We start from the raw sequence: 22,535 nt of genomic DNA, 5'->3' as shown, positions 1-22,535 counted from the left end.
CTCGGTTAACTATTGCAGAGCTCCTACGGTAAACTCATATCTCTTTCACTATATCTGACATAATTTACTACCTCTGTTTACGTCCAACTATTGGGCTTTGCGATCTAATGCCCACTAAACCAAAGAGTAAGCCTTGTATTATGTTTCTGTTCGTTCAGTCACTTGGATCAAGGAAGCTATTGCTATCGCAATAATCTTCAGATTCTTACTCACGAAAAGGCACCCTTGCTCTTGACTAACGATTCCCATTGGCAGGCTCGTTCGGGACTTGCACACTATAGATATATGGTATGCGTAGCGCACAAAAGAATAAACAGTTACCATCCTCAGTACACTTGTTTTATTTTAAGAGATTGACCATTTAAGAGACATAATAGTGTTCATTTATTTAACAGATTTTTTTAACGTAAAAATAAAGACATTGGAATAGTATGTCTTTTTAAACACTCCTTAATAGCACTTGACTAACACGTATTCACTCAAGCACCTATTTACAAAAACAGCGTTTTTATAGTAATTCAACACGTTTTACATTAAGGTTCGTCAAACGATTCGATATTTATAGAAATCATTTCTGAACGACTGTTTAAGTTAATATAATCCTGTTCTTAAAAAAGCTAGCCCTACCTTATAAAAAACAATAAGGCTGTCTTTTGTATGAGATAAACCATGCTTGTTTAACAATTTTAAATTAGATTAAATATAATAATAAGTAAAAGAATAAATATAAAAACAAATAATATGAGATTAGATAACGACAAATATTTTTTTTCAAATATGAAGTTGAAATATTTTTTATAATTTCATTTATGAACTTACTTATTCTAAAAACAATATGCTCAACTTAAATAAAATAATAAAAAAAAATTAGTCAAGGAAAATAGGGAAAATCATCAACCTAAATGAAAAAAATTGAGCTACCGTACACTAATCGTACAAATATAGATATAAAAAAAACCGCAAATAACTAATAATTAGTTATTTACGGTTTTTCTTTGTACTCAGAGCGGGACTTGAACCCGCACGAACATTGCTGTTCACTGGATTTTAAGTCCAGCGTGTCTACCAATTTCACCATCCGAGCATTATGTAGTATGGAGCGAAAAACGGGGCTCGAACCCGCGACCTCGACCTTGGCAAGGTCGCGCTCTACCAACTGAGCTATTTTCGCATTATTTTCAACTATAACTCGTAGACCTTGATTCGCCGTGGCGCAATCGAGCTCTACCGAATGAGCTATTTTTGCATTTTGAATTCTTGAAAAGAACTGCGATACTTGTTCTGTATTGCGGTGGCAAATTTAGCACTTTTATTGAGTTACACAAGCGTTTTTTATAAAAAATTTTAATAAAAAAGTTAATCTTCTGATAACGAGATTCTTTTTAAACAAATAAAATTATTTTCTACTCAGCATTCTTTTAATTTCATTTAGCTTCATCAATGCCTCCATAGGAGTTATGGTATTGATATCTAAATTTAATATCTCTTCTTTAATTTCTTCTAACAACGGATCGTCTAGATTGAAAAAACTCATTTGCATCTCGTCCTTAGCTGCTTTAATTCCGTTTAGTGCATCACTAGAATGATTCTTCTCTAGTTTTTTCAAAAGCTTCTGTGCTTTCAAAATAACAATTTGAGGCATTCCAGCCATTTTTGCTACATGTATTCCAAAACTATGCGCGCTTCCTCCTTGAACTAATTTTCTAATAAATAAAACGGTATCTTTTAATTCCTTAACGGCGACATTATAATTTTTAATTCTGGGTAATGATTCGCTCATTTCATTTAATTCGTGATAATGCGTTGCAAAAAGAGTTTTGGGCTTTGATGGATGCTCGTGCAAAAATTCGGCAATAGCCCAAGCGATTGAAATTCCGTCATAAGTACTTGTTCCACGTCCGATTTCATCCAATAGTACTAAACTACGATCAGAAATATTATTTAAGATAGAAGCTGTCTCGTTCATTTCAACCATAAAAGTAGATTCTCCCATCGAAATGTTATCACTCGCTCCTACTCTAGTAAAAATTTTATCAACTATTCCCATTCTAACGCTTTCTGCAGGGACAAAGCATCCCATTTGCGCAAGCAATACAATTAAAGCCGTTTGACGTAGAATAGCTGATTTTCCAGACATATTTGGACCTGTGATCATAATTAATTGTTGTGTTTCCCTATCTAAGAAAACATCATTAGCTATATAAGGCATTCCAACAGGCAATTGTTTTTCGATAACAGGATGTCTTCCGTTTTTAATGTCTAGTTCAAATGTTTCATCTAATTCTGGGCAAACATATTTATTTTCAATTGCTAATTGTGTGAAAGAGCATAGACAATCCAACTGCGCTATTAAATTAGCATTCATCTGGACTGGCTTTATATAAGTGGCAATCCAGCTCACTAATTGCTCAAATAACTCTACCTCTATTTTATAAATTTTTTCCTCCGCACCTAGTATTTTAGTTTCATATTCCTTTAATTCCTCTGTAATATAGCGCTCCGCATTAACTAAGGTTTGCTTTCTAATCCATTCTGTTGGCACCTTATCTTTATGCATGTTTCGCACTTCAATATAGTAACCAAAAACATTATTAAATGAAATTTTTAATGAAGAAATTCCTGTGGCTTGCGATTCTCGTTTTTCTATTGCGTCGAGAAATTCCTTACCTGATGTGGAAATAGCTCTTAAATCATCTAATTCTGCATGAACTCCTTTAGCAATGGCATTCCCTTTGGCAACCGTCACAGGAGCATTCTGATTTAAAACTGTTTTTATCTTTTCACGTAATAACTCACAACTATGCATATTATCGCCAATTACCTTTACCGCTTCTTGTGGACTTGCTAGCGCCAAAGTTTTAATAGGTATAATTGCATCAAGAGATTCTTTTAAGTTTATTATTTCCCTTGGCGATACTTTTCCAGCGGCAATTTTAGAAATCAAACGTTCCAAATCAGAGATTTGCTTGATTTGATTTTGTATGTTTTTTAAAATTTTCTGATTCTCTTTTAGGTAAGAAACCACTTCATGCCGACCTCTAATTTTATTAGCGTCTTTTAATGGTAGTGCTAACCATCTTTTTAATAAACGTCCACCCATTGGCGAAAGCGTTTTATCAATAACATCCAGCAGTGTAACGGCATTAGGATTATAACTGTGATACAATTCAAGATTGCGAATAGTAAACCTGTCCATCCACACATAAGCATCTTCAGCTATACGTTGTATGCTTGTGATGTGCTGCACTTTATTGTGTTGCGTTTCTGATAAATAATATAATATTGCACCAGATGCAATTATTCCCTCCTTCAATTCTTCTATGCCAAAACCTTTTAAAGATATGGTTTGAAAATGTTTAGTTAAGGTTTCAAATGCATAATCTTCTTTATATATCCAGTCTTCGAGATAAAAACTATGGTAATCATCACCAAAGATTTCCCTAAATTCACTTTTGCAATTTTTAGGAATTAAAACCTCGCTAGGATTAAAGTTTTGTAGCAATTTATCAATATATTCAGCATTACCTTGAGAACTCAAGAATTCACCAGTTGAAACATCAAGAAAAGAAATACCAATAGATTTATTATTAAAATAAATTGAAGCTAAAAAATTATTTGTTTTTGATTGTAATACCTCATCATTCATAGATACGCCTGGCGTTACCAGCTCAGTCACACCGCGCTTTACAATGGTTTTAGCCATTTTTGGATCTTCAAGTTGATCACAAATCGCCACGCGAAGGCCCGCTTTAACTAACTTGGGTAAATATGTATTGATAGAATGATATGGAAATCCAGCAAGCGCAGTTTCTGTTTCAGAGCCAGCACCTCTCTTTGTGAGCGTAATTCCTAAAATCTTAGAGGCTCTTACAGCATCATCACCAAAAGTTTCATAAAAATCACCAACACGAAATAGCAAACAAGCATCAGGATATTTCCTTTTGATCTCATTATACTGCTTCATTAATGGAGTTTCCTTAACTTGTTTATCTTTGGAAGCCAACTTGTTTATATTTAAAAATTGAATAAAAATCTATCAGCGAATTTATATATTTAATACCACTTATAATAATCTCGTAAAATAATTAATATTTTTATGTTTAATTTAAGTCTATAGCCTGAAAATTTATTTAAATTTGTAACATCCATTCTAAAAATTAAAGATGATGAAAAAAATAGTTGCGTTCGCATTATTATTAGTTTTAGGAGTTACTACTTCTAATGCTCAAGAAACTTCAAAAGCTAAAAAGAATATAAAAGCTAAAACTACTGCAGCCTCTACAGCAAAAGTAAGTGGCGCAGGAATGGTTTTCGTTAGCGAAACTATTGATTATGGTACTGTTGCTTACAACTCTGATGGTAATCGTGAATTTGTTTTTACTAATAATGGCAACAAGCCTTTAATTATTACAAATGCTCAAGGCTCATGCGGTTGTACAGTTCCTAGTTATTCAAGAGCGCCAATTGCTCCTGGAGCAAGAGGAGTTATTGGAGTACATTATGATACTTCTAGAGCTGGGCAGCCTTTTTCTAAAACTATAACGTTGACAACTAATGCAGTTGTACCAACTAAAATCCTTACTATTAAAGGAAATGTTTTGGATATCAATAATTCAAAGAGTTAATTTTAACACCTATAATAATAAAGCTTCCTTTCATTAAGGAAGCTTTTTTTTTGATAAATCTTTAAAAAAAAATGAGAAAACTTGATAATAATGAATTGGGTAGAAAATCAGTTGAAACTTTTAAAAAAGCTGAAAAGACACCTTTAATTCTAGTATTAGATGATATAAGAAGTTTGCATAATATAGGATCTGTATTTAGAACTGCCGATGCATTTTTAATAGAAAAAGTATATTTATGTGGAATAACAGCTACGCCTCCTAATAAAGAAATACACAAAACAGCACTTGGCGCAACCGATACAGTAACTTGGGAGCATAATAAAAATGTACTTGAAGTAATAGAAAATTTAAAAAAAGCTAACATTATTACGCTTGCCATAGAACAAGTAGAAAGCGCTATTTTCTTACAAGATTTTACAGTAGAAAAAGATAAAAAATATGCGTTGATTTTTGGAAATGAGGTATATGGAGTTTCGCAGGATGCTGTAGCAATTTGTGATGGATCGATAGAAATACCACAATTAGGAACAAAGCACTCACTGAATATTTCGGTAAGTGCAGGAATAGTAGTTTGGGATTTATTTTCGAAAATTAAAAGGGCCATAATCTAGTTTTTAATTTTTATCATAGAATAGTGTATTTTTACAAAATGAGAATTACAACACTGCTTTTTTTAATATTATTTTTTCATATTGGTTTGTTTGCCTTTGCTCAAACAAATCCTCCAAAAATTTCAGCAACTGGAAATCAAATTTACTGTGCTGGAACCAATATCAAAATAGTCACTAGCGCAACAATAACTCACGATGCAGCTGATACTGGTACAGATGCCATTTATATTCAAATTTCATCAGGATATATTTCAGGGCCAGATTTATTAACATTAGCTAATCCTGCTTCACATCCTAACATTACTACTAACTGGAGCGCTTCAGAAGGGAAATTAAAATTGTACAGTCCTACAGGAATTCTTGAGAATTATATTGACTTAGAAAACGCTATTAGGGACGTGGAATATAATAACTCATCGTTATCCCCATCTGGAACTCGAAGTTTTTCAATCAATTTAGGATTTGGCTCCGCAAATTATTTACCACGAAACGGCCACTTTTACGAATTTGTACCCAGCTTAGATATCACTTGGATAAATGCAAAAGCTGATGCAGCCAATAGACCTTATTATGGTTTGCAAGGCTATTTAGCAACTTTAACGGCTGAAGACGAGGCGCTGTTAGCTGGAGCGCAAGCCCCTGGAACTGGCTGGATAGGTGGCACTGATGCCGAAACCGAGGGCGTTTGGAAATGGGTAACTGGTCCTGAAGGTTTAAATAATGGAGGCACTGGAACAATCTTTTGGAATGGTGACTTCTCTGGCTCAACGCCCAATTTCGCTCGGTGGAATACTAATAGCGCCTACAAAGAGCCAAATAATGCTGGCGGTACTGAGCATTATGCACACATTACAAACCCTAATTTAGTAGGATCAATCAAAGGAGCATGGAATGACTTAGAAAACACTGGTGGTCCTAGATTATATCGTCCACAAGGATATATAGTAGAATACGGTGGAATGCCAGGCGAAAGTCCGTTGGAAATTTCAGCAAGTACCACAATTACCATTCCTGCCATTGTAAGTATTAATTCTGCAGCACGATGTGGAGAAGGGACATTGACACTCACTGCAGCTGCAACAGATGGAGATGTATTGTGGTACAATTCAAAAACTGGAGGTCCATTAATAGCTATTGGTGACTCCTACACTACTCCATCAATCAGCACCACCACGTCTTATTATGTAAATGTTGCAAATGAGATATGCGATACGCCAAGACGAGAAATTATTGCTACTGTAAAACCATTTCCTACTATTACCGCAACAACTCCAGGTATCGTTTGTAATTCTGGGGCTGCAACTTTAGAAGCGGTTGCTTCTGCAGGAATAATAAATTGGTATGACGTTCCTAATGGCGGAACGCTAAAAGGAACTGGAACAAAATTTACAACTCCTAGTATATCTACCTCAACAACTTATTACGTAGAAGCCCTTGCAGATGATTGTACAAGTACTTCCAGAACAGCAGTTACAGCTACAGTTACTATTTCTCTAACAATTACTTCAACAATTCCAGAAGAAAGATGCGGTGATGGAACTGTAACTTTAAAAGCAACTGCTTCATCAGGGGATATTAATTGGTATGACTCAGCATCTGCAGGCACACTATTATATTCTGGAAATGCATTTACTACCCCAATAATCAGTGCAACCACCACTTTCTACGCAGAGGCAGTAGTCAATGGCTGTTCCAGCACCAGAGTTGGTGTACTTGCTACCGTTTATCCTATTAATACTATAAAACAGGAAATTATTTTATGCCAAGGAGAAAGCGTGACACTAAATGCTTCAATAGAGAACATGAATTATTTATGGTCACCCGGAGGAGAAACCACCCGAAATATTACAGTATCTGCAATAGGTGATTATAGCGTTACTATTAGTTCACCAAATGCCATTGCTTGTGAATCAAAAAAGATAATAAGTGTGATAGAACAGCCAAAACCAGTAATTAATGTGATAAATGTGATTGAAAATTCAATTACCATAGAACTTGAAAAATCACAGCAATATTATGAGTATTCGATTAATGGTCTAGATTTCCAGCCTTTAAATCAATTTTCTTATCTCCAATCAGGTTCTTATGTAGCTTATGTGCGTGATGTAAATGGTTGCAACTTAGTAGAACAGGGATTTATTGTTTTTACCATCTCTAAATTTTTTACTCCTAATAATGATGGGGCTAATGATACATGGGAAATTAAAGAAATGATTAATTATCCACAGTCAATCGCTCAGGTTTTTGATAGGTTTGGGAAACTAATAATTGAATTAAATGCTAAAAATTATAGCTGGAATGGAACTTATGAAAATAAATATTTGCCTGCTGATGATTACTGGTATCGAATAAAATTAGAAAATAACAAGCCCGAAATTAAAGGACATTTTACTTTAAAGAGATAAATATGTTGACTAGCTATTTGTTCTCACCTGCTTATTTTTTTTTCAATTTCATTTAGTATATAGAGATAGTCCTCTTGATTTTTGACAAAATCTCTATTTGAAACGTCAATAATCAAGACATTCAATTCTGTTTGTGACTTTATATAATCTAAATATCCGCTATTAATTTTATCTAAATAGTCAGCAGGGATTTCTTGTTCGTAACTTCTGCCCCTTCTTTTAATATTTTGCAACAGTCGCTCTGAATTTTGATATAAATAAACGTATAAATCTGGCTTTGGCATTTCTTTATATATAATATCAAAGAGATTACGATATAAGCGATATTCATCATCAGCTAATGTAATTTTGGCAAAAATCAACGATTTAAAAATATGATAATCAGCTACTATAAAATCCTTAAATAAGTCAAATTGCGCTAAATCATCTGACAATTGTTGGTAGCGATCAGCTAGAAATGACATTTCCAGCGGAAAGGCATATCTATTTTGATCTTTGTAAAATTTTGGTAAAAAAGGATTATCTGCAAAACGTTCTAAAACTGTTTTTGCATTAAAATCTTCTGCAATTTTCGTTGCCAATGTGGTTTTTCCTGCTCCAATATTTCCTTCAAAAGCAACATAATTAAATTGTTCTAACGCAATGCGCTGTAATGGGCTTTCTAAATCCTGAATTACATTACAAATACTTGTATCTTTAGACAATTGTACTAATTCTAAAATTGTTTTCTTTAAAATAGGATGTTTCCAATCTAAATTTAAATCATCAACAGGAAGCAAGACAAAGTTTCTGTCTTGCATTAAAGGATGTGGAACTTGTAGCTTATCAGAATTAATAATCTCTTCATCAAAAGCTATAATATCAATATCAATTACACGTGATTGATAGCCAAAAATGTTACTACGAACCCTTCCTAGTATTTTTTCGATTTTTAAAACTTGTGTCAAAACCTTGTGTGCAGAACTTGCAGTATGCAACATTAATGCGCAATTATAAAAAGCATCACTATCAAAACCCCAAGCAGGACTTTCGTACAATTTAGAAACTTTTATTACCGTTCCTATGTTTTGATGGATTAATGCAATACAGTTATCGATATTTTCGGAGCGATTGCCTTGATTACTTCCAAGTGATAAAACGACTTGATGTTGTGATTTCATATTAACCGCAAATTAACTAAAAGAATTTTAGAATAGAAGTATCTTTGTAAAGAGTGTTGATAACTAATTATAGATTTTTTAACCTATAAAATTGTAACATATTGAACTCATTAGCGACTTATTAAAAAAATATAAATATGAGATTTTTAGGAAATGTATTAGCAACTATAATTGGAATTTTTGTTTTCTTTATGTTGTTCTTTTTTGGGATCGTGATCGTTGGAGCTATTTTTGGCAGTGAATCCGAAGTTGTGACCGTAAAAAGCGATTCGGTTATCGAATTAAATTTGGACGGAATTCAGAATGATTATGCTGGGAAATATAAAGATCCGTGGGTCAGTATTTTTTCTGATAATAAATCAATTGGATTAGTTGATATTATTAATGCAATTGAGAAAGCAAAAATGGACAGTGATATTAAAGGAATATCAATTTTAAATGATAATTCTTCATTAGGAATGGCACAAAGCAAAGCAGTTCGCGATGCACTTGAAGATTTCAAAAAGTCTGGTAAATTTATAATGGCTTATGCCAATTCATATTCTCAAAAGGAATATTACTTGAATTCGGTGGCCAATACCATTTATATAAATCCTGTAGGAGACATGGATTTTAAAGGACTTTCTGCTGAAATTATGTTTTTTAAAGATTTTCAAGAAAAATCAGGTTTGAAATTAGAAGTTATTCGCCATGGAAAATATAAAAGTGCAGTTGAGCCATTTATTGCTAATGAAATGAGTGATGCTAATAGAGAGCAAACTACAGCTTTATTAACTTCGGTATGGAATTCAGTTGTTGCAGATATTTCAAAAAGTAGAAACATTTCAGTGATAAAACTAAATGAAATTGCTGATGGTTTACTAGCAAGAACCCCTGAAATGGCAAAATCACAGAAACTTGTTGATATTATTGCCTATGAAGACATTTATCATAGCGCTATCAAGAAAGCATTAAAAGTGAAAAATGATGACGATTATAATAAGGTATCCATTACTGATTATGCTCAAAAAATTGCAACAACTTCGCAAACATTTGATAGTACTAACGAGATAGCCATAATTTATGCACAGGGTGAAATCTTAAGTGGTGAAGGTGATGTAACAGTTATTGGTGAAGGTTCAATGCGTCGTTCATTACAAGAAGCTAGAAAAAACAAAAAAGTAAAAGCAATTGTACTTCGAGTTGATAGCCCTGGTGGTAGTGCTTTAACCTCTGATCTAATTTGGAGAGAAATTGAATTGACTAAAAAAGTAAAACCTATAGTTGTTTCTATGGGAAATTATGCAGCATCAGGAGGATATTATATTGCCTGTAATGCCAATTCTATTTTTGCAGAAGCAAATACTATTACAGGATCTATAGGAGTTTTTGGAGTCTTACCTAATTTTACCGCATTAGCAACTAAAATAGGAATCAATACTGAGCAAGTGCAAACACATCAAAATGCAGCAAATTACAGTCCTTTTGTTCCTATTGATGAAAAATTTAAAGCAGTTACTTTAGAAAGTGTTGAACATATTTATAAAACTTTTGTAACGCGTGTTGCCGAAGGTAGAAAAATGACATTTGCGCAAGTGGATTCAATAGCGCAAGGTCGTGTCTGGACAGGTTCGCAAGCTTTAAAGATAGGTTTAGTAGATAAGATAGGAGGACTCGATGACGCCATTGTTAAAGCGGCAGCATTAGCAAAAGTTAAAAGTTATAGCACTCAGAATTATCCTGAATACGAGAAAAATTTGAACGACTTATTTGCTAATTTACCTTTTGCAAAATCAAAAGCAGCTTTTATTAAAGAAGAGATTGGTGAAGAAAACTATTTCATATTACAACAAGTAAAAAAATTACAAGCCCGTAGTGGAATACAAGCATCAATACCTTTTCAAATTAATATAAATTAGCTTGTAGTAAAGCCAGAAGAAATCCGTTTAAATTAAGTTTTGAACGGATTTTTTTATTTGATGATACAATACTATTTTAGTGCATTTTATGATGTGTAGAATTATCAGTAATTAAATCTATTTTTTACTAAGCTAAAGCTACTAAGTGAGTACGATTTTTAATAGCGCAAAATCCCACTCACTTTATTAGTAATTATTTAAAGTGTATTTAATGCGCTTTAAGCAATAAAAAGAATTGTACTTTTATTATTAAGAATACGGAAGCAAAATTCTTAATCACTATTTTTACAACTATTAATACACATTGTGCAACAAATAAATCTTTATAAAATTAAATCATGTTAAAAACAATTTTAAAAATAGTAGGCACTTTATTACTCTTAATTTTAGTTGCTTTGTTAGCAATTCCCTATTTTTTTGAGGATCAAATAAAAGCTAAAATTTTAACGGCAATAAATGAAAAAGTAGATGCTAAAATTAGTTTTAAAGAAGCTGATTTAAGTTTATTTAAAAGCTTCCCTAGTGCTACAGTTACATTGGACTCACTGATCATAATAAACAAAGCTCCATTTCTAGGAGATACTTTAATATCATTAGGCGAAGTGGATTTGGAGATGTCTATCAAAGAATTATTTAAGAAAAAAAATGAATCGATAAATATTGATGGTATAAGCACTAAAAACGGATTAATCAATATAATTTTTAATAAAGAAGGAATTGGAAATTATGATATTGCACTTAAAAATAATGACACAAAAGTAAATAGCAAAAGCGAACCATTAACCCTTAAAATTAAAAATTATCAAATTGAGAACTTTCAATTCAGATATTTTGATGAGATTTCAAAAATTAAAATGGTAATTGATAGTTTGGATCATCAAGGTGTAGGCGATTTTACAGCTCAAAAACTTGATTTGGTTACCAAGTCTACTGCGAAAGTTTCTTTAGATATGGATAAAGTCAACTATATGAAAAATGTTACCTTATCACTTGATGCCATTTTAGGAATAGATTTAGAAAATAGCAAATACACGTTCAAGGATAATAAAGCACTCATTAATCAATTGCCTTTAGAATTTGATGGTTTTATTCAATTGGTGGAAGCTGGTCAAGAATATGATTTAAAATTTAAAACACCTACATCTTCTTTTAAAAATTTTCTTGGTGTCATTCCAGCTGCTTATGCCGCTAGTTTAGACAATGTGAAAACCACCGGAGATTTTACAGTAGCAGGTTTTGCAAAAGGATTATATTCTGATAACACGATACCCAAATTTAATATCGATATCGCTTCAAAGAATGCATCTTTTAAATATCCTGACTTACCTAAAACAGTTGAAAATATCATTATAGATACCAAAATTATTAACGAAACTGGAATTTTAAACGACACTTACGTTAATATTGACCAACTTTCTTTTAGAATAGATCAAGATATATTTAACGCCAAAGCGAAAATAAGTAATATTACTGAAAACGCAGCAGTTGATGCCGTTTTAAAAGGAACAATAAATCTAGCTAATTTAACAAAAGCGTATCCAGTAAAATTAGACAAGCCTCTTTCTGGAATTTTAAAAGCAGATGTAAAGACTAAATTCGACATGCAATCTGTAGAAAAAAGTCAATACGAGAAGATAAATAACGCAGGAACAATGAGTTTATCTGGATTTAAATACGCTGATGTAAATGGGAAAACGATGAATATAAGTACCGCTTTAGTTCAGTTTAATCCAAGTCAGGTTAACCTCAAACAATTTGATGCAACTACAGGCAAAAGCGACATTAGTATAACAGGGATTTTAGATAATTTCTATGGCTTTATCTTTAGAAATCAAGAATTGAAAGGCAATTTCAATATGAATTCTAAGCAATTAGCAGTCAACGATTTTATGACCACTACCGAAAACAAACCCAATGAAACTAAAAAGGCTGAGGCAATGAAAATTCCAGCTTTTTTAAATTGCACGCTTACCGCAAAAGCCGCTACGGTATTATATGACAATTTAACCTTAAAAGATGTATCAGGGAAGCTAATAGTAAATGATGAAAAAGTGACTTTAGAAAACGTAAAAACAGCCATCTTTGGAGGGATTATCGCCGCTAATGGGGCTGTTTCGACTAAGGGAAAAGTACCGGTTTTTAATATGAACCTTATTTTGAATCAGGTAGATATTGCACAATCTTTTACACAATTAGATATGCTAAAAAAGATCGCTCCAATAGCGGGAATTGTCAATGGAAAATTAAACTCTACTATTAAATTAAATGGAAATCTTGATGCAACGGAGTTTACACCAGATTTGAATACGCTGACTGGAGACTTATTAGGACAATTACTTTCAACTACTGTAAATAGTAGTTCCTCTACTTTACTAACGGCATTGAGCTCAAATATTAAATTTATCGATCTTAGTAAAATTAATTTGAATGATATTAAGGCTGCTATCACCTTCAAGGATGGAAAAGTAAACGTAAAACCGTTTGACATTAATTACAAAGATATAAAGGCAACTGTAGGAGGATCACATGGTTTTGACCAAAGCATGAATTATAACCTAAAATTTGATGTACCCGCAAAATATTTAGGATCAGAAGCAAATGCATTAATTGCACGATTAACGCCAGCCGAAGCAACTAAAGTAGAAAGCATACCAATTACGGCAATTGTTGTAGGTAATTTTACCAATCCTAAAATAACTACTGATATTAATAGTGCGGTAACAGCGCTTACCACAAAATTAGTCAATCAGCAAAAGGATAGATTAGTAAAACAAGGAACATCAGCCTTAAATGATTTAATTAATAAAAACAAAAAACCTGGCGATACGGTAAAAACAGTGATTCCTAAAACTAAAGAAGAGGTAAATGAGGAAATAAAAAAGAAAGCTTCCAGTATATTAAATGGTTTTTTTAATAAAAACAAAAAACCAGTTGATACAACAAAAGTGAATTAAGTTTAAAAATTATAACAATAAGACCTAAAAAGCAATTTACTTTTTAGGTCTTTTTTATATATTTATGCGAACAACATAACCTTCTGAACTTCGAACATTAAAGACTATTCCATCATCAAAAATTAAATATTGTCCCTTTATTCCTTTTAATTTTCCTTTAAACTGAGGAGTTTTATCTAAACTTAAACTGGTCACTTTTTTTGGATATTCTATAACAGGATACTTCATTTGATACAAATCATTTTTTTGCAAAAAGAAATATTCTTTCACTTCTGTTGGTATTAAATTTTCAAGCTTTAATCTTTCAGCAATTAAATCAACATGCTCAACAGAATTAGTTAGCATTTTCCTCCAGTTTGTTTTATCGGCATAATGACTTTTTAAGGCAACTTCAGTAATTCCTGCTAAATATCTATTTGGAACTTCTACAATTGCAATAGCTTCATTAGCTCCTTGATCGATCCAGCGTGTTGGCATTTGGGTTTTTCTCGTTACTCCAACTTTTACTTCGCTTGATAATGCTAAATAAACAATATGGGGTTGCAGCTGAGCTTTTTCTTCATACGCTAAATCTCTATCAGCAATGCCAAGATGAGCCTTACTTAATTCAGGCCTAATAATCCAATCGCCTACAGACGCACTCGAATAAAAACAATCATAACAAAAACCTTGACGAAATATTTTCTTCTTTTTTCCGCAATTTAAACATTGGTAACCTAAAAGATTGATTTCAACATTTTTATCTAATAATTGATTTACGTTTATAAAACTTTCATCAAACACCATATAATACTGAATTGGATCTCCAAGTTCTGTTTGCATTTTTTTTAGAACACCTTCGTAAGTCATTATAATTTTAGGGTTTTTATTAACAATTTATGATTGTGGATCTAACGTAACTCTGGTTAGACTTTTTAGAAAAAAGAATCTTTAGATTATTAAAGAATTGTTTTTTCTAAAAAAACACTATTTTTGATACTTTGACAAAGTTAGTATTTGTCAATCGATATTCAAATCTGAAAGTAATAATCATTAATCTAAAATCAGAAATCTATATGCCACTGACCATAATCAATTCGTTTGCTTCTTGGGTTCTTAAACAAAGAATCCATCAAATCGAACTTTTCTTGAAATATCCCAATGAAGTACAAGAAGAATTGCTTATGAATTTAATTCAGTCGGCAAAAAATACTGTTTTAGGTAAAAAATACGATTATTATTCCATCAATACTTATGCGAAATTTGCAGAACGCATTCCTATTTCTACCTATGAAGAGTTACAACCTCTTATAGAAAGGACTCGTCAAGGCGAGCAAAATGTATTTTGGGAAGAACCGATAAAATGGTTTGCAAAATCCAGTGGAACAACTAATGCGAAAAGTAAGTTTATACCAGTAAGTTACGAAGCGCTAGAAGATTGTCATTATAAAGGCAGTAAAGATTTATTGTGTTTATATTTAAGCAACAATGAAAATTCTCAACTCTTTCTTGGCAAAAGTTTACGTTTAGGCGGCAGTTCTCAAATTTACGAAGATAACGACACCTTCTTTGGTGATTTATCTGCAATCCTTATTGAAAACATGCCAATTTGGGCTGAATTTAGTAGCACACCTAGCAGTAAAATTTCATTGATGAGTGATTGGGAAACTAAAATCGCAGCCATTATAAACGAAACCAAAAACGAAAATGTAACTAGTTTTGCAGGCGTTCCTTCTTGGATGCTGGTGTTAATGAACAAGATGCTAGAGGAAACTGGAAAAGGGAATTTGCTCGAAATTTGGCCCAACTTGGAAGTGTATTTTCATGGTGGCGTCAATTTTGAACCTTACCGCGAACAGTACCAAAAAATATTACCTAAAAAGGATTTTAAATACTACGAAATATACAATGCCTCTGAAGGCTTTTTTGCTATTCAGGATGTAAACAATTCCAGTGATTTATTATTGATGTTGGATTATGGTATTTTCTACGAGTTCATTCCAATGGATACTTTTGGAACACCGAATCAAAAAGTAATTCGGTTAGCTGACGTACAATTGTTTAAAAATTATGCTTTAATAATTACCACTAATTCTGGACTATGGCGTTATTTAATAGGTGATACGGTGCGTTTTACCTCTTTAAACCCTTATAGAATTAGAGTTACGGGCAGAACCAAACATCATATAAACGTATTTGGTGAGGAATTAATGGTTGAAAATACAGATCAGGCTATTGCCAAAGCCTGTAAACTAACCAATACTCAAGTGGTCGATTATACCGTTGCGCCTGTTTTTATGGAAGGTAAAGAAAAAGGAGCTCACGAATGGATAATTGAGTTTAAAGAAAATCCTATCGATATTTCCGTTTTTCAAAAAATATTAGATGAATCGATTCAATCTCTGAATTCCGATTATGAAGCAAAACGCTTTAACAATATGACTTTGAATCCGTTAATAATAAACATAGCACGAAAAAATTTATTTTACGATTGGCTGAAAGACCGCAATAAACTGGGCGGCCAACATAAAATTCCAAGATTATCTAACCAAAGAGATTATCTAGAACAATTGAAAAGCATGCAAATAAGTATTGCGATTTAATTTAAAATTTCTCCTTGTTTATTATAATATGTGACATTCAGGCACTTTATAATTTTATTATAGTAGAAGATTGGTATCTTTAAAATTCTTTTTACTCCTCCTCCATCATATCAATATGCCTGTCGTGATATCCTAAAAGATACAAAACTCCATCGAGACCTAAACTAGAAATAGAACTTCCCGCTTTTTCTTTTACCGTTGGTTTTGCATGAAAAGCAATTCCTAAACCTGCTAAACTTAGCATAGGTAAATCATTAGCGCCATCTCCTACTGCTATCGTTTGATTAATATGTATACCTTCTTTATCTGCAATGGCTTGTAAATATTCTGCTTTCTTTTTACCGTCTATAATTTCCCCGAGATAGTTCCCAGTCAATTTACCGTCAATGATTTCTAACTCATTTGCGTGTACATAATCAATTCCTAATTCCTTCTGTAAATATTTTCCAAAAAAGGTAAATCCACCAGATAAAATAGCTGTTTTATAACCGTAATATTTCAAGGCTTTCATCAAGCGATGCGCTCCTGTTGTGATGGGTAAATTTTCGGCAACATTTTGTAATACATCTTCACTCAACCCTTTCAATAAGAGCATGCGTTGCTTAAAACTTTCGCTAAAATCAATCTCGCCATTCATTGCTGCTTCAGTAATTGCACGTACTTGCTCTCCCACTCCCGCTAACTCAGCTAATTCATCAATAACTTCGGTTTGTATTAACGTAGAATCCATATCAAAACAAACTAAACGACGATTTCTTCGATACATATTATCTTCCTGAAAAGAAATATCGACATCGAGAGTTCTGGAAATTTCCATAAAGCTAGCGGTCATAAAAGTTTTGTCTACAATTGTACCGGTGACCGATAATTGAATACAAGAACGAGGAAACTCCTCTTCTTCCACAATAGACACGCGACCCGTTAACCTTTTTATCGCGTCAATATTTAAGTTTTGATTCGCTAAAATCCGAGTGATTGCAGCTAATTGCGCGGCAGTTAATTTTTCACCTAAAACATTTATTGAATACCGCTGTTGTCTTTGTCCTTTTACCCAAATCTCGTAATCATCAATTGAGATTGGAATAAACTTTACTTTAACTTCTAATTCATAAGCTCTAAACAAGAGATCTTTTAACACGGGTCCAGAAGTAGAACCTCCTTTTATTTCAAATAAAATACCTAATGATAAAGTGTCATGAATATCAGCTTGACCGATATCTAATATTATGGCATCATAATTTGCCAAAATAGCCGTGAGTCCCGCGGTTACACCAAGCTTATCTTGTCCAGAAACTTTCAACAAAATAACCTCTTTATCTTCTATTTGCATACTGTACTTTTTTAGAGTGAACAAAAATCGGTATTCTAATGCTGATAAAAAAAAAAATTACTCCTTTTTGCGCACAATAACAAATAGTGTAAAATAGCCATAAAAAAACCCGCTCAATGTAATGAACGGGTTTGTGTTTTTGAGAAATATGTAATTTATGAAGCAATCTCTAATCGCTTCAATAAATTTTTATTCAATGTCTCCTGTGCGTACTTCACATCAATTTCTAATGTTTTATCATCAGAACTTGGCAATTCGTACATCGCATCCGTTAAGATTGCTTCACATAACGAACGCAATCCGCGAGCTCCTAATTTATATTCTAATGCCTTATTTACAATAAAATCTAAAGCTTCATCCGTAATAGTGAAAACTACGTCGTCCATTAAAAACAATTTTTCATATTGCTTTATTAACGCATTTTTAGGTTGTGTTAAAATTGCTCTCAACGTTTCTCTGTCCAATGGATCCATGTGCGTCAACACGGGCAAACGACCAATTATCTCAGGAATTAATCCAAAATCTTTGATGTCTTTTGGAATAATGTATTGCAACAAATTGTCTTTATCAATATTATCTACATTTTTAGAAGTAGAATAACCAACTGCTTGACGATTCAATCGTTTAGAGATAATTCTTTCTACACCATCAAAAGCTCCACCAGCAATAAACAAGATATTCTGAGTGTTTACTTCAACAAATTTCTGGTCTGGATGCTTACGTCCTCCTTTTGGTGGTACATTCACAACGGTTCCTTCTAATAATTTCAATAAAGCTTGCTGCACTCCTTCTCCAGAAACGTCACGTGTAATAGATGGGTTATCGCTTTTACGAGCAATTTTATCTATTTCATCAATAAATACGATTCCGCGTTCTGCTTTCGCTACATCATAATCTGCCGCTTGTAGCAAACGAGTCAAAATACTTTCAACATCTTCTCCTACATAACCCGCTTCTGTTAGTACTGTTGCATCAACGATTGCTAAAGGAACATCAAGCATTTTAGCTATGGTTTTAGCCACCAATGTTTTTCCTGTTCCTGTTTGTCCCACCATGATGATGTTACTTTTTTCAATCTCCACTTCGTCGTCTAATTGCTGTTGCATCAAACGCTTGTAGTGATTGTAAACCGCAACCGACATTACTTTTTTAGTTTGATCTTGACCAATAACGTATTGATCTAAGAAAGCTCTAATTTCTTTTGGTTTTTTCAAAATTAAATCACCAACAAGCTTTGAACTTCCGCCAGATTTTAATTCCTCTAAAACAATTCCGTGTGCCTGTTCGATACATTTATCACAAATATGCGCATTGATTCCAGCAATCAGCAAGCTGGTTTCTGGTTTCTTTCTCGCACAAAACGAACATTCTAATACTGCTTTTGCCATTCTTTTAAGTCTAAAGCCAAAAAGTCATAAAGTCAAAAGTCATTCGCATTGCTCCTGACTTTCGACTTTCGACTTTCGACTATATTTTTACTTTCTTATTAAAACCTCATCAATCATTCCATAAGCCTTTGCTTCTTCAGCAATCATCCAATAATCACGTTCACTATCTGAGTGTACTTTATCAAATGTTTGTCCTGAATGTTGAGAAATAATTTCATACAACTCATTTTTCAATTTCATCATCTCACGTAAGTTGATTTCCATATCAGTTGCAACTCCTTGTGCTCCTCCTGATGGTTGGTGAATCATAACCCTTGAATGTGGCAATGCCGAACGTTTTCCTGCTGCTCCTGCACATAATAAAACTGCGCCCATTGACGCTGCCATTCCAGTACAAATAGTGGCTACATCTGGTTTGATGTATTGCATCGTGTCGTAGATTCCTAATCCCGCGTACACACTCCCTCCTGGAGAGTTCAAATAAATTTGAATATCCTTAGAAGCATCAGCACTTTCAAGAAACAATAATTGTGCTTGAACGATATTTGCAATTTGGTCGTCAATTCCTGTTCCTAGGAATATAATACGATCCATCATTAATCTAGAGAAAACATCTAATTGTGAAATATTCAACTGACGCTCCTCGATAATATAAGGAGTCATATTAGTAGGGGTCATTGCACCTACGATTTTATCGTAATACATTGAGTTTATCCCTTGGTGCTTTGTAGCAAATTTTTTAAATTCTTTACCGTAATTCATATTTTTTTGTTCTAAGTTTAACTTTATATCTACTTTGCTCTTCATTGCAAAGGTCGTACCTCTTTACACTTAATGTCAATATGTCTCGTTTTTAGCCCAGATTACTTCACTGACATCTATTTTAATTGATGTTCAGTGAACTCAGTTTGTAGCGAAAAGCTTTTTGAAATCGTTATATATCTTTTCTTTCGCAAAAAGAGCCACTGGAAGAAGCTCCTTTTCTTGCTTATAAAAAAGCAAACAAGATAAAAAACTTGTAACGCCCCGAAGCTTCGAGACTGGATTAGCTCCTAACATAAATAAAAAGAGCGCCAAAAAATTTATTTTGACGCTCAAATATACTTATTTTTTATTGTTTCCAATTGGTAAGCAAATAATAAAATTTCACTAATCTCAGCCTGCTACGGGACTTTTGACTTTCGACTTTACCACTTTACAGACTAAATTTATTCCCCGTATGAAGCGGCAATAAATTCTTCGTAAGTTACTTCTTTAGTAGTTGGATTTGCTTTCTCAATAAACAATTCCAGCATTTTTTCTCCTACCACTTGGTCAGAAAGTCTTTTTACTTCGTCTTGGTTTGACAAAACTCTAGCTACAATTCCTTGAACTTCTTCGTCCGTTGGATTGGTTTGACCAAATTGTGCCATTTGTTGACGGATATTTTTAGTAGTAAATGATTTCAAATCTTCAAAACTAACTTTGATTTCATTTGTCGCCATTGCTCTACCTTCGATCAACTGAAAACGCAGTCCTCTTTCTGATCTTGCATATTCTACTTCTGCTTCTTCAGGAGATAATTTTTTCTCACCTACTGTTTGCAACCATTTTTTCAAGAATTCAGCTGGCAAATCAAATTTTGTGCTTTCGATCAAGAAATCTTGAACATCAGCTAATAATTTTTGGTCTGCTTGTTGCGCAAATTGAGTTTCAGCATCTTCCTTAATTTTAGCTTTCAATTCGTCAACTGTAGCTACAGTTCCAGCTCCAAAAAGTTTGTCAAATAACTCTTGGTTTAATTCAGCAAGTTCTGCTCCATTGATTGCTTCGATAGTAAAATCTACATCAACAGCGATTGTGTGAACGTCATCATGACCTATTTTCATTATGTCCATCAATTGATGCGCGTCTTCAAACAAACCATTTGTATTTACAGTCACAACGTCACCTACTTTTTTACCGATGAATTTATCAGCAGTTGCTTTGTCTTTAAACAGATCAAAAGCAATTGTAGTTGCGTTGTTGATTCCAGCTTCTTCATTTGAAAAAGTTCCAGTAATATCTGAATCTGCAACCACAACTTCTTGAGGAATTGCAGTTCCAAATTGTTTTTGGATACGTGCTACTTGACCATCGATTAATTTATCATCAGCTTTAACTACATATTTTACTACGTCGTTTTTACCTTCAAGGTCTAAAGTAAAGTTAGGAACTAGACCAATTTCATATTCAAAAACCAATTCTTCAGCATCCCAAGAAAAATTCTCGTTTACTTTAGGAAGTGGAGTTCCAAGAAGGTTTAATCTTTCTGATTGCACAAAACGCTCCAAAGCTAAGTCAACCACTTTTTGAACTTCTTCTTGTTTGATTGGTTTCCCGTATTGTTTTTCAACAAGATCTTTAGGCACCGCCCCTTTTCTAAATCCTTTTACAGTTGCCAAAGGCATTTTTTCGTTTATTCTTTTTGCCACTTGACCTTTGTAATCCATGTGAACTACAGTCATTACAATTGTCTCGTTTACAGCGTCTGTTGCTACTCTTTTAATATCCATCGTCTTCTTTACTTTATATTATAATTTCGGACTGCAAAATTATAAAATTTTTGCAAGTTCTACAAGCTTTTTAGTCTCGAACCTGTAGCGCTGATTTGTAGCTTGGATAATTAGAATATATTTTAGGATTTGGGCGTGTTCCACCTTCGTTCCTCTACGGTGGGTCAGGCTTTACGCTGCAATCTTTTATTTCGCTGTGCTGCATAAAAGGATTTCCACTGCAATCCTTCACGCGGCTCAAGGTTTGAAACACGTTTTATTCTAGAAGTAATTCATCATATAACGACGTTTACTCCCTCAAAAATAATTACAAAAATTTATATTCTGCACTTTTAAACACTAAATTTGAAAAGTAAGAAAGTTAGCTCGTAATAATCTTCATAACCAAAATAGAATAAATTAACTCTGCATTATTTACAGTTAAGTCAGCGGCTATTCTTCAAAAAAAAAAAAAAACCGCAAGAAAAGATGAATAAATTCGAAATAACGCTTTCACCAAACCAGGAAATTTGCCTTGAACTTACTTGCTTAAATTGCCGATCGATATTTTCAACAGAACTTGATTTGAATTTTATTAATGAAAACTTAACTTATTCAAGGAATGACGTGTCGTATTGTATTGTGTGCGAAAAAAAGTACGATTACAGTATTAAATTCGATTCTAATTTATTGGAGATTTTAGTAAGAGGAAAAAAAATTAATAGCTGCTTAAAAAAGTCTAGAGCACTTGATTGCGGAGAATATAAACCTTCCACAACAGCCAAGTCTAAAATACTCTACAATACTCAAATATACAGATTAGAACAAATACTAGAACTAGATTGTGACGAACACATAATAGAACAATCCCCCGCTGGCGCGAGCGTCCCGCTTGTGCCGCACTGAAAATTAATTTTTCCTGTCGAGAAAACAAAAGCTTAAAGTAAGATAAATGCTTGTTCCTTACATTTTATAAAAAAACAGTTCTTTAAAATAAAAATATAGTTCAATTAGAAATTATTCACTTTCGAAATAGAAATCAAATGATTGTGATAATGGGTACGAGCGG

The 22,535-nt window shown here is 33.1% G+C and carries 13 protein-coding genes and 2 tRNA genes; 6 read left to right on the top strand and 9 right to left on the bottom strand.

Annotated elements, in window-relative coordinates; all coding sequences use genetic code 11:
- Window positions 1-998: 998 nt before the first annotated feature.
- From RCH18_RS14545 to mutS, 3 genes are all read right to left on the bottom strand, one after another.
- Window positions 999-1,084 (bottom strand) — tRNA-Leu (locus tag RCH18_RS14545).
- Between the two features lie 11 nt (window positions 1,085-1,095).
- Window positions 1,096-1,171 (bottom strand) — tRNA-Gly (locus RCH18_RS14540).
- A 225-nt stretch (window positions 1,172-1,396) separates the two neighbouring features.
- Window positions 1,397-4,003: a DNA mismatch repair protein MutS gene (gene mutS / locus RCH18_RS14535; RefSeq protein WP_326937496.1), complete on the bottom strand. Its 2,607-nt coding sequence runs from the start codon at window positions 4,001-4,003 to the stop codon at window positions 1,397-1,399.
- Between the two features lie 163 nt (window positions 4,004-4,166).
- Between mutS and RCH18_RS14530 the strand changes: the two genes are divergently transcribed.
- The 3 genes from RCH18_RS14530 (at window position 4,167) to RCH18_RS14520 (ending at window position 7,641) form a co-directional block, all read left to right on the top strand.
- Window positions 4,167-4,625, top strand: coding sequence for a DUF1573 domain-containing protein (locus tag RCH18_RS14530; protein WP_326937501.1), 459 nt, complete (start codon window positions 4,167-4,169; stop codon window positions 4,623-4,625).
- 71 nt (window positions 4,626-4,696) lie between these two features.
- Window positions 4,697-5,236: an RNA methyltransferase gene (locus tag RCH18_RS14525; RefSeq protein WP_326937495.1), complete on the top strand. Its 540-nt coding sequence runs from the start codon at window positions 4,697-4,699 to the stop codon at window positions 5,234-5,236.
- Between the two features lie 38 nt (window positions 5,237-5,274).
- Complete coding sequence (locus RCH18_RS14520; RefSeq protein WP_326937494.1) at window positions 5,275-7,641, top strand: Ig-like domain-containing protein; 2,367 nt, start codon at window positions 5,275-5,277, stop codon at window positions 7,639-7,641.
- 23 nt (window positions 7,642-7,664) lie between these two features.
- On the opposite strand, the gene folK is transcribed toward RCH18_RS14520, so the two are convergent.
- Complete coding sequence (gene folK, locus RCH18_RS14515; protein ID WP_326937493.1) at window positions 7,665-8,801, bottom strand: 2-amino-4-hydroxy-6-hydroxymethyldihydropteridine diphosphokinase; 1,137 nt, start codon at window positions 8,799-8,801, stop codon at window positions 7,665-7,667.
- Window positions 8,802-8,938: 137 nt separating this feature from the next.
- Between folK and sppA the strand changes: the two genes are divergently transcribed.
- Together sppA and RCH18_RS14505 are read left to right on the top strand one after the other, a co-directional pair.
- Window positions 8,939-10,699: a signal peptide peptidase SppA gene (gene sppA / locus RCH18_RS14510; RefSeq protein ID WP_326937492.1), complete on the top strand. Its 1,761-nt coding sequence runs from the start codon at window positions 8,939-8,941 to the stop codon at window positions 10,697-10,699.
- A 338-nt stretch (window positions 10,700-11,037) separates the two neighbouring features.
- Window positions 11,038-13,653, top strand: a complete 2,616-nt coding sequence (locus RCH18_RS14505; RefSeq protein WP_326937491.1) for an AsmA-like C-terminal region-containing protein — start codon at window positions 11,038-11,040, stop codon at window positions 13,651-13,653.
- Window positions 13,654-13,707: 54 nt separating this feature from the next.
- Here RCH18_RS14505 and RCH18_RS14500 read toward each other — a convergent pair whose 3' ends face one another.
- Window positions 13,708-14,502, bottom strand: coding sequence for a DUF2797 domain-containing protein (locus tag RCH18_RS14500; protein ID WP_326937490.1), 795 nt, complete (start codon window positions 14,500-14,502; stop codon window positions 13,708-13,710).
- Window positions 14,503-14,708: 206 nt separating this feature from the next.
- On the opposite strand from RCH18_RS14500, the gene RCH18_RS14495 reads away from it, so the two are divergent.
- On the top strand, window positions 14,709-16,235 hold the full coding sequence (locus RCH18_RS14495) for a GH3 auxin-responsive promoter family protein (RefSeq protein ID WP_326937489.1): 1,527 nt from the start codon (window positions 14,709-14,711) through the stop codon (window positions 16,233-16,235).
- Window positions 16,236-16,326: 91 nt separating this feature from the next.
- Here RCH18_RS14495 and serB read toward each other — a convergent pair whose 3' ends face one another.
- From serB to RCH18_RS14475, 4 genes are all read right to left on the bottom strand, one after another.
- Window positions 16,327-17,565: a phosphoserine phosphatase SerB gene (serB, locus tag RCH18_RS14490; RefSeq protein WP_326937488.1), complete on the bottom strand. Its 1,239-nt coding sequence runs from the start codon at window positions 17,563-17,565 to the stop codon at window positions 16,327-16,329.
- Between the two features lie 155 nt (window positions 17,566-17,720).
- Window positions 17,721-18,953 carry an ATP-dependent Clp protease ATP-binding subunit ClpX gene (gene clpX, locus RCH18_RS14485; protein ID WP_121924005.1) on the bottom strand — a complete coding sequence of 411 codons (1,233 nt, stop codon included), beginning with the start codon at window positions 18,951-18,953 and terminating at the stop codon, window positions 17,721-17,723.
- Window positions 18,954-19,040: 87 nt separating this feature from the next.
- Entirely contained in the window at window positions 19,041-19,715 is a 675-nt protein-coding gene (gene clpP / locus RCH18_RS14480) for an ATP-dependent Clp endopeptidase proteolytic subunit ClpP (protein ID WP_326937487.1), read from the bottom strand.
- Between the two features lie 446 nt (window positions 19,716-20,161).
- Window positions 20,162-21,487, bottom strand: a complete 1,326-nt coding sequence (locus RCH18_RS14475) for a trigger factor (RefSeq protein ID WP_326937486.1) — start codon at window positions 21,485-21,487, stop codon at window positions 20,162-20,164.
- Window positions 21,488-22,535: the final 1,048 nt, after the last annotated feature.

Origin of the sequence: Flavobacterium sp. PL11 (assembly GCF_035985025.1) — a bacterium.
In the GTDB taxonomy this organism is placed as follows: Bacteria; Bacteroidota; Bacteroidia; order Flavobacteriales; family Flavobacteriaceae; genus Flavobacterium.
This window is presented reverse-complemented; position numbering and strand designations above follow the sequence as displayed.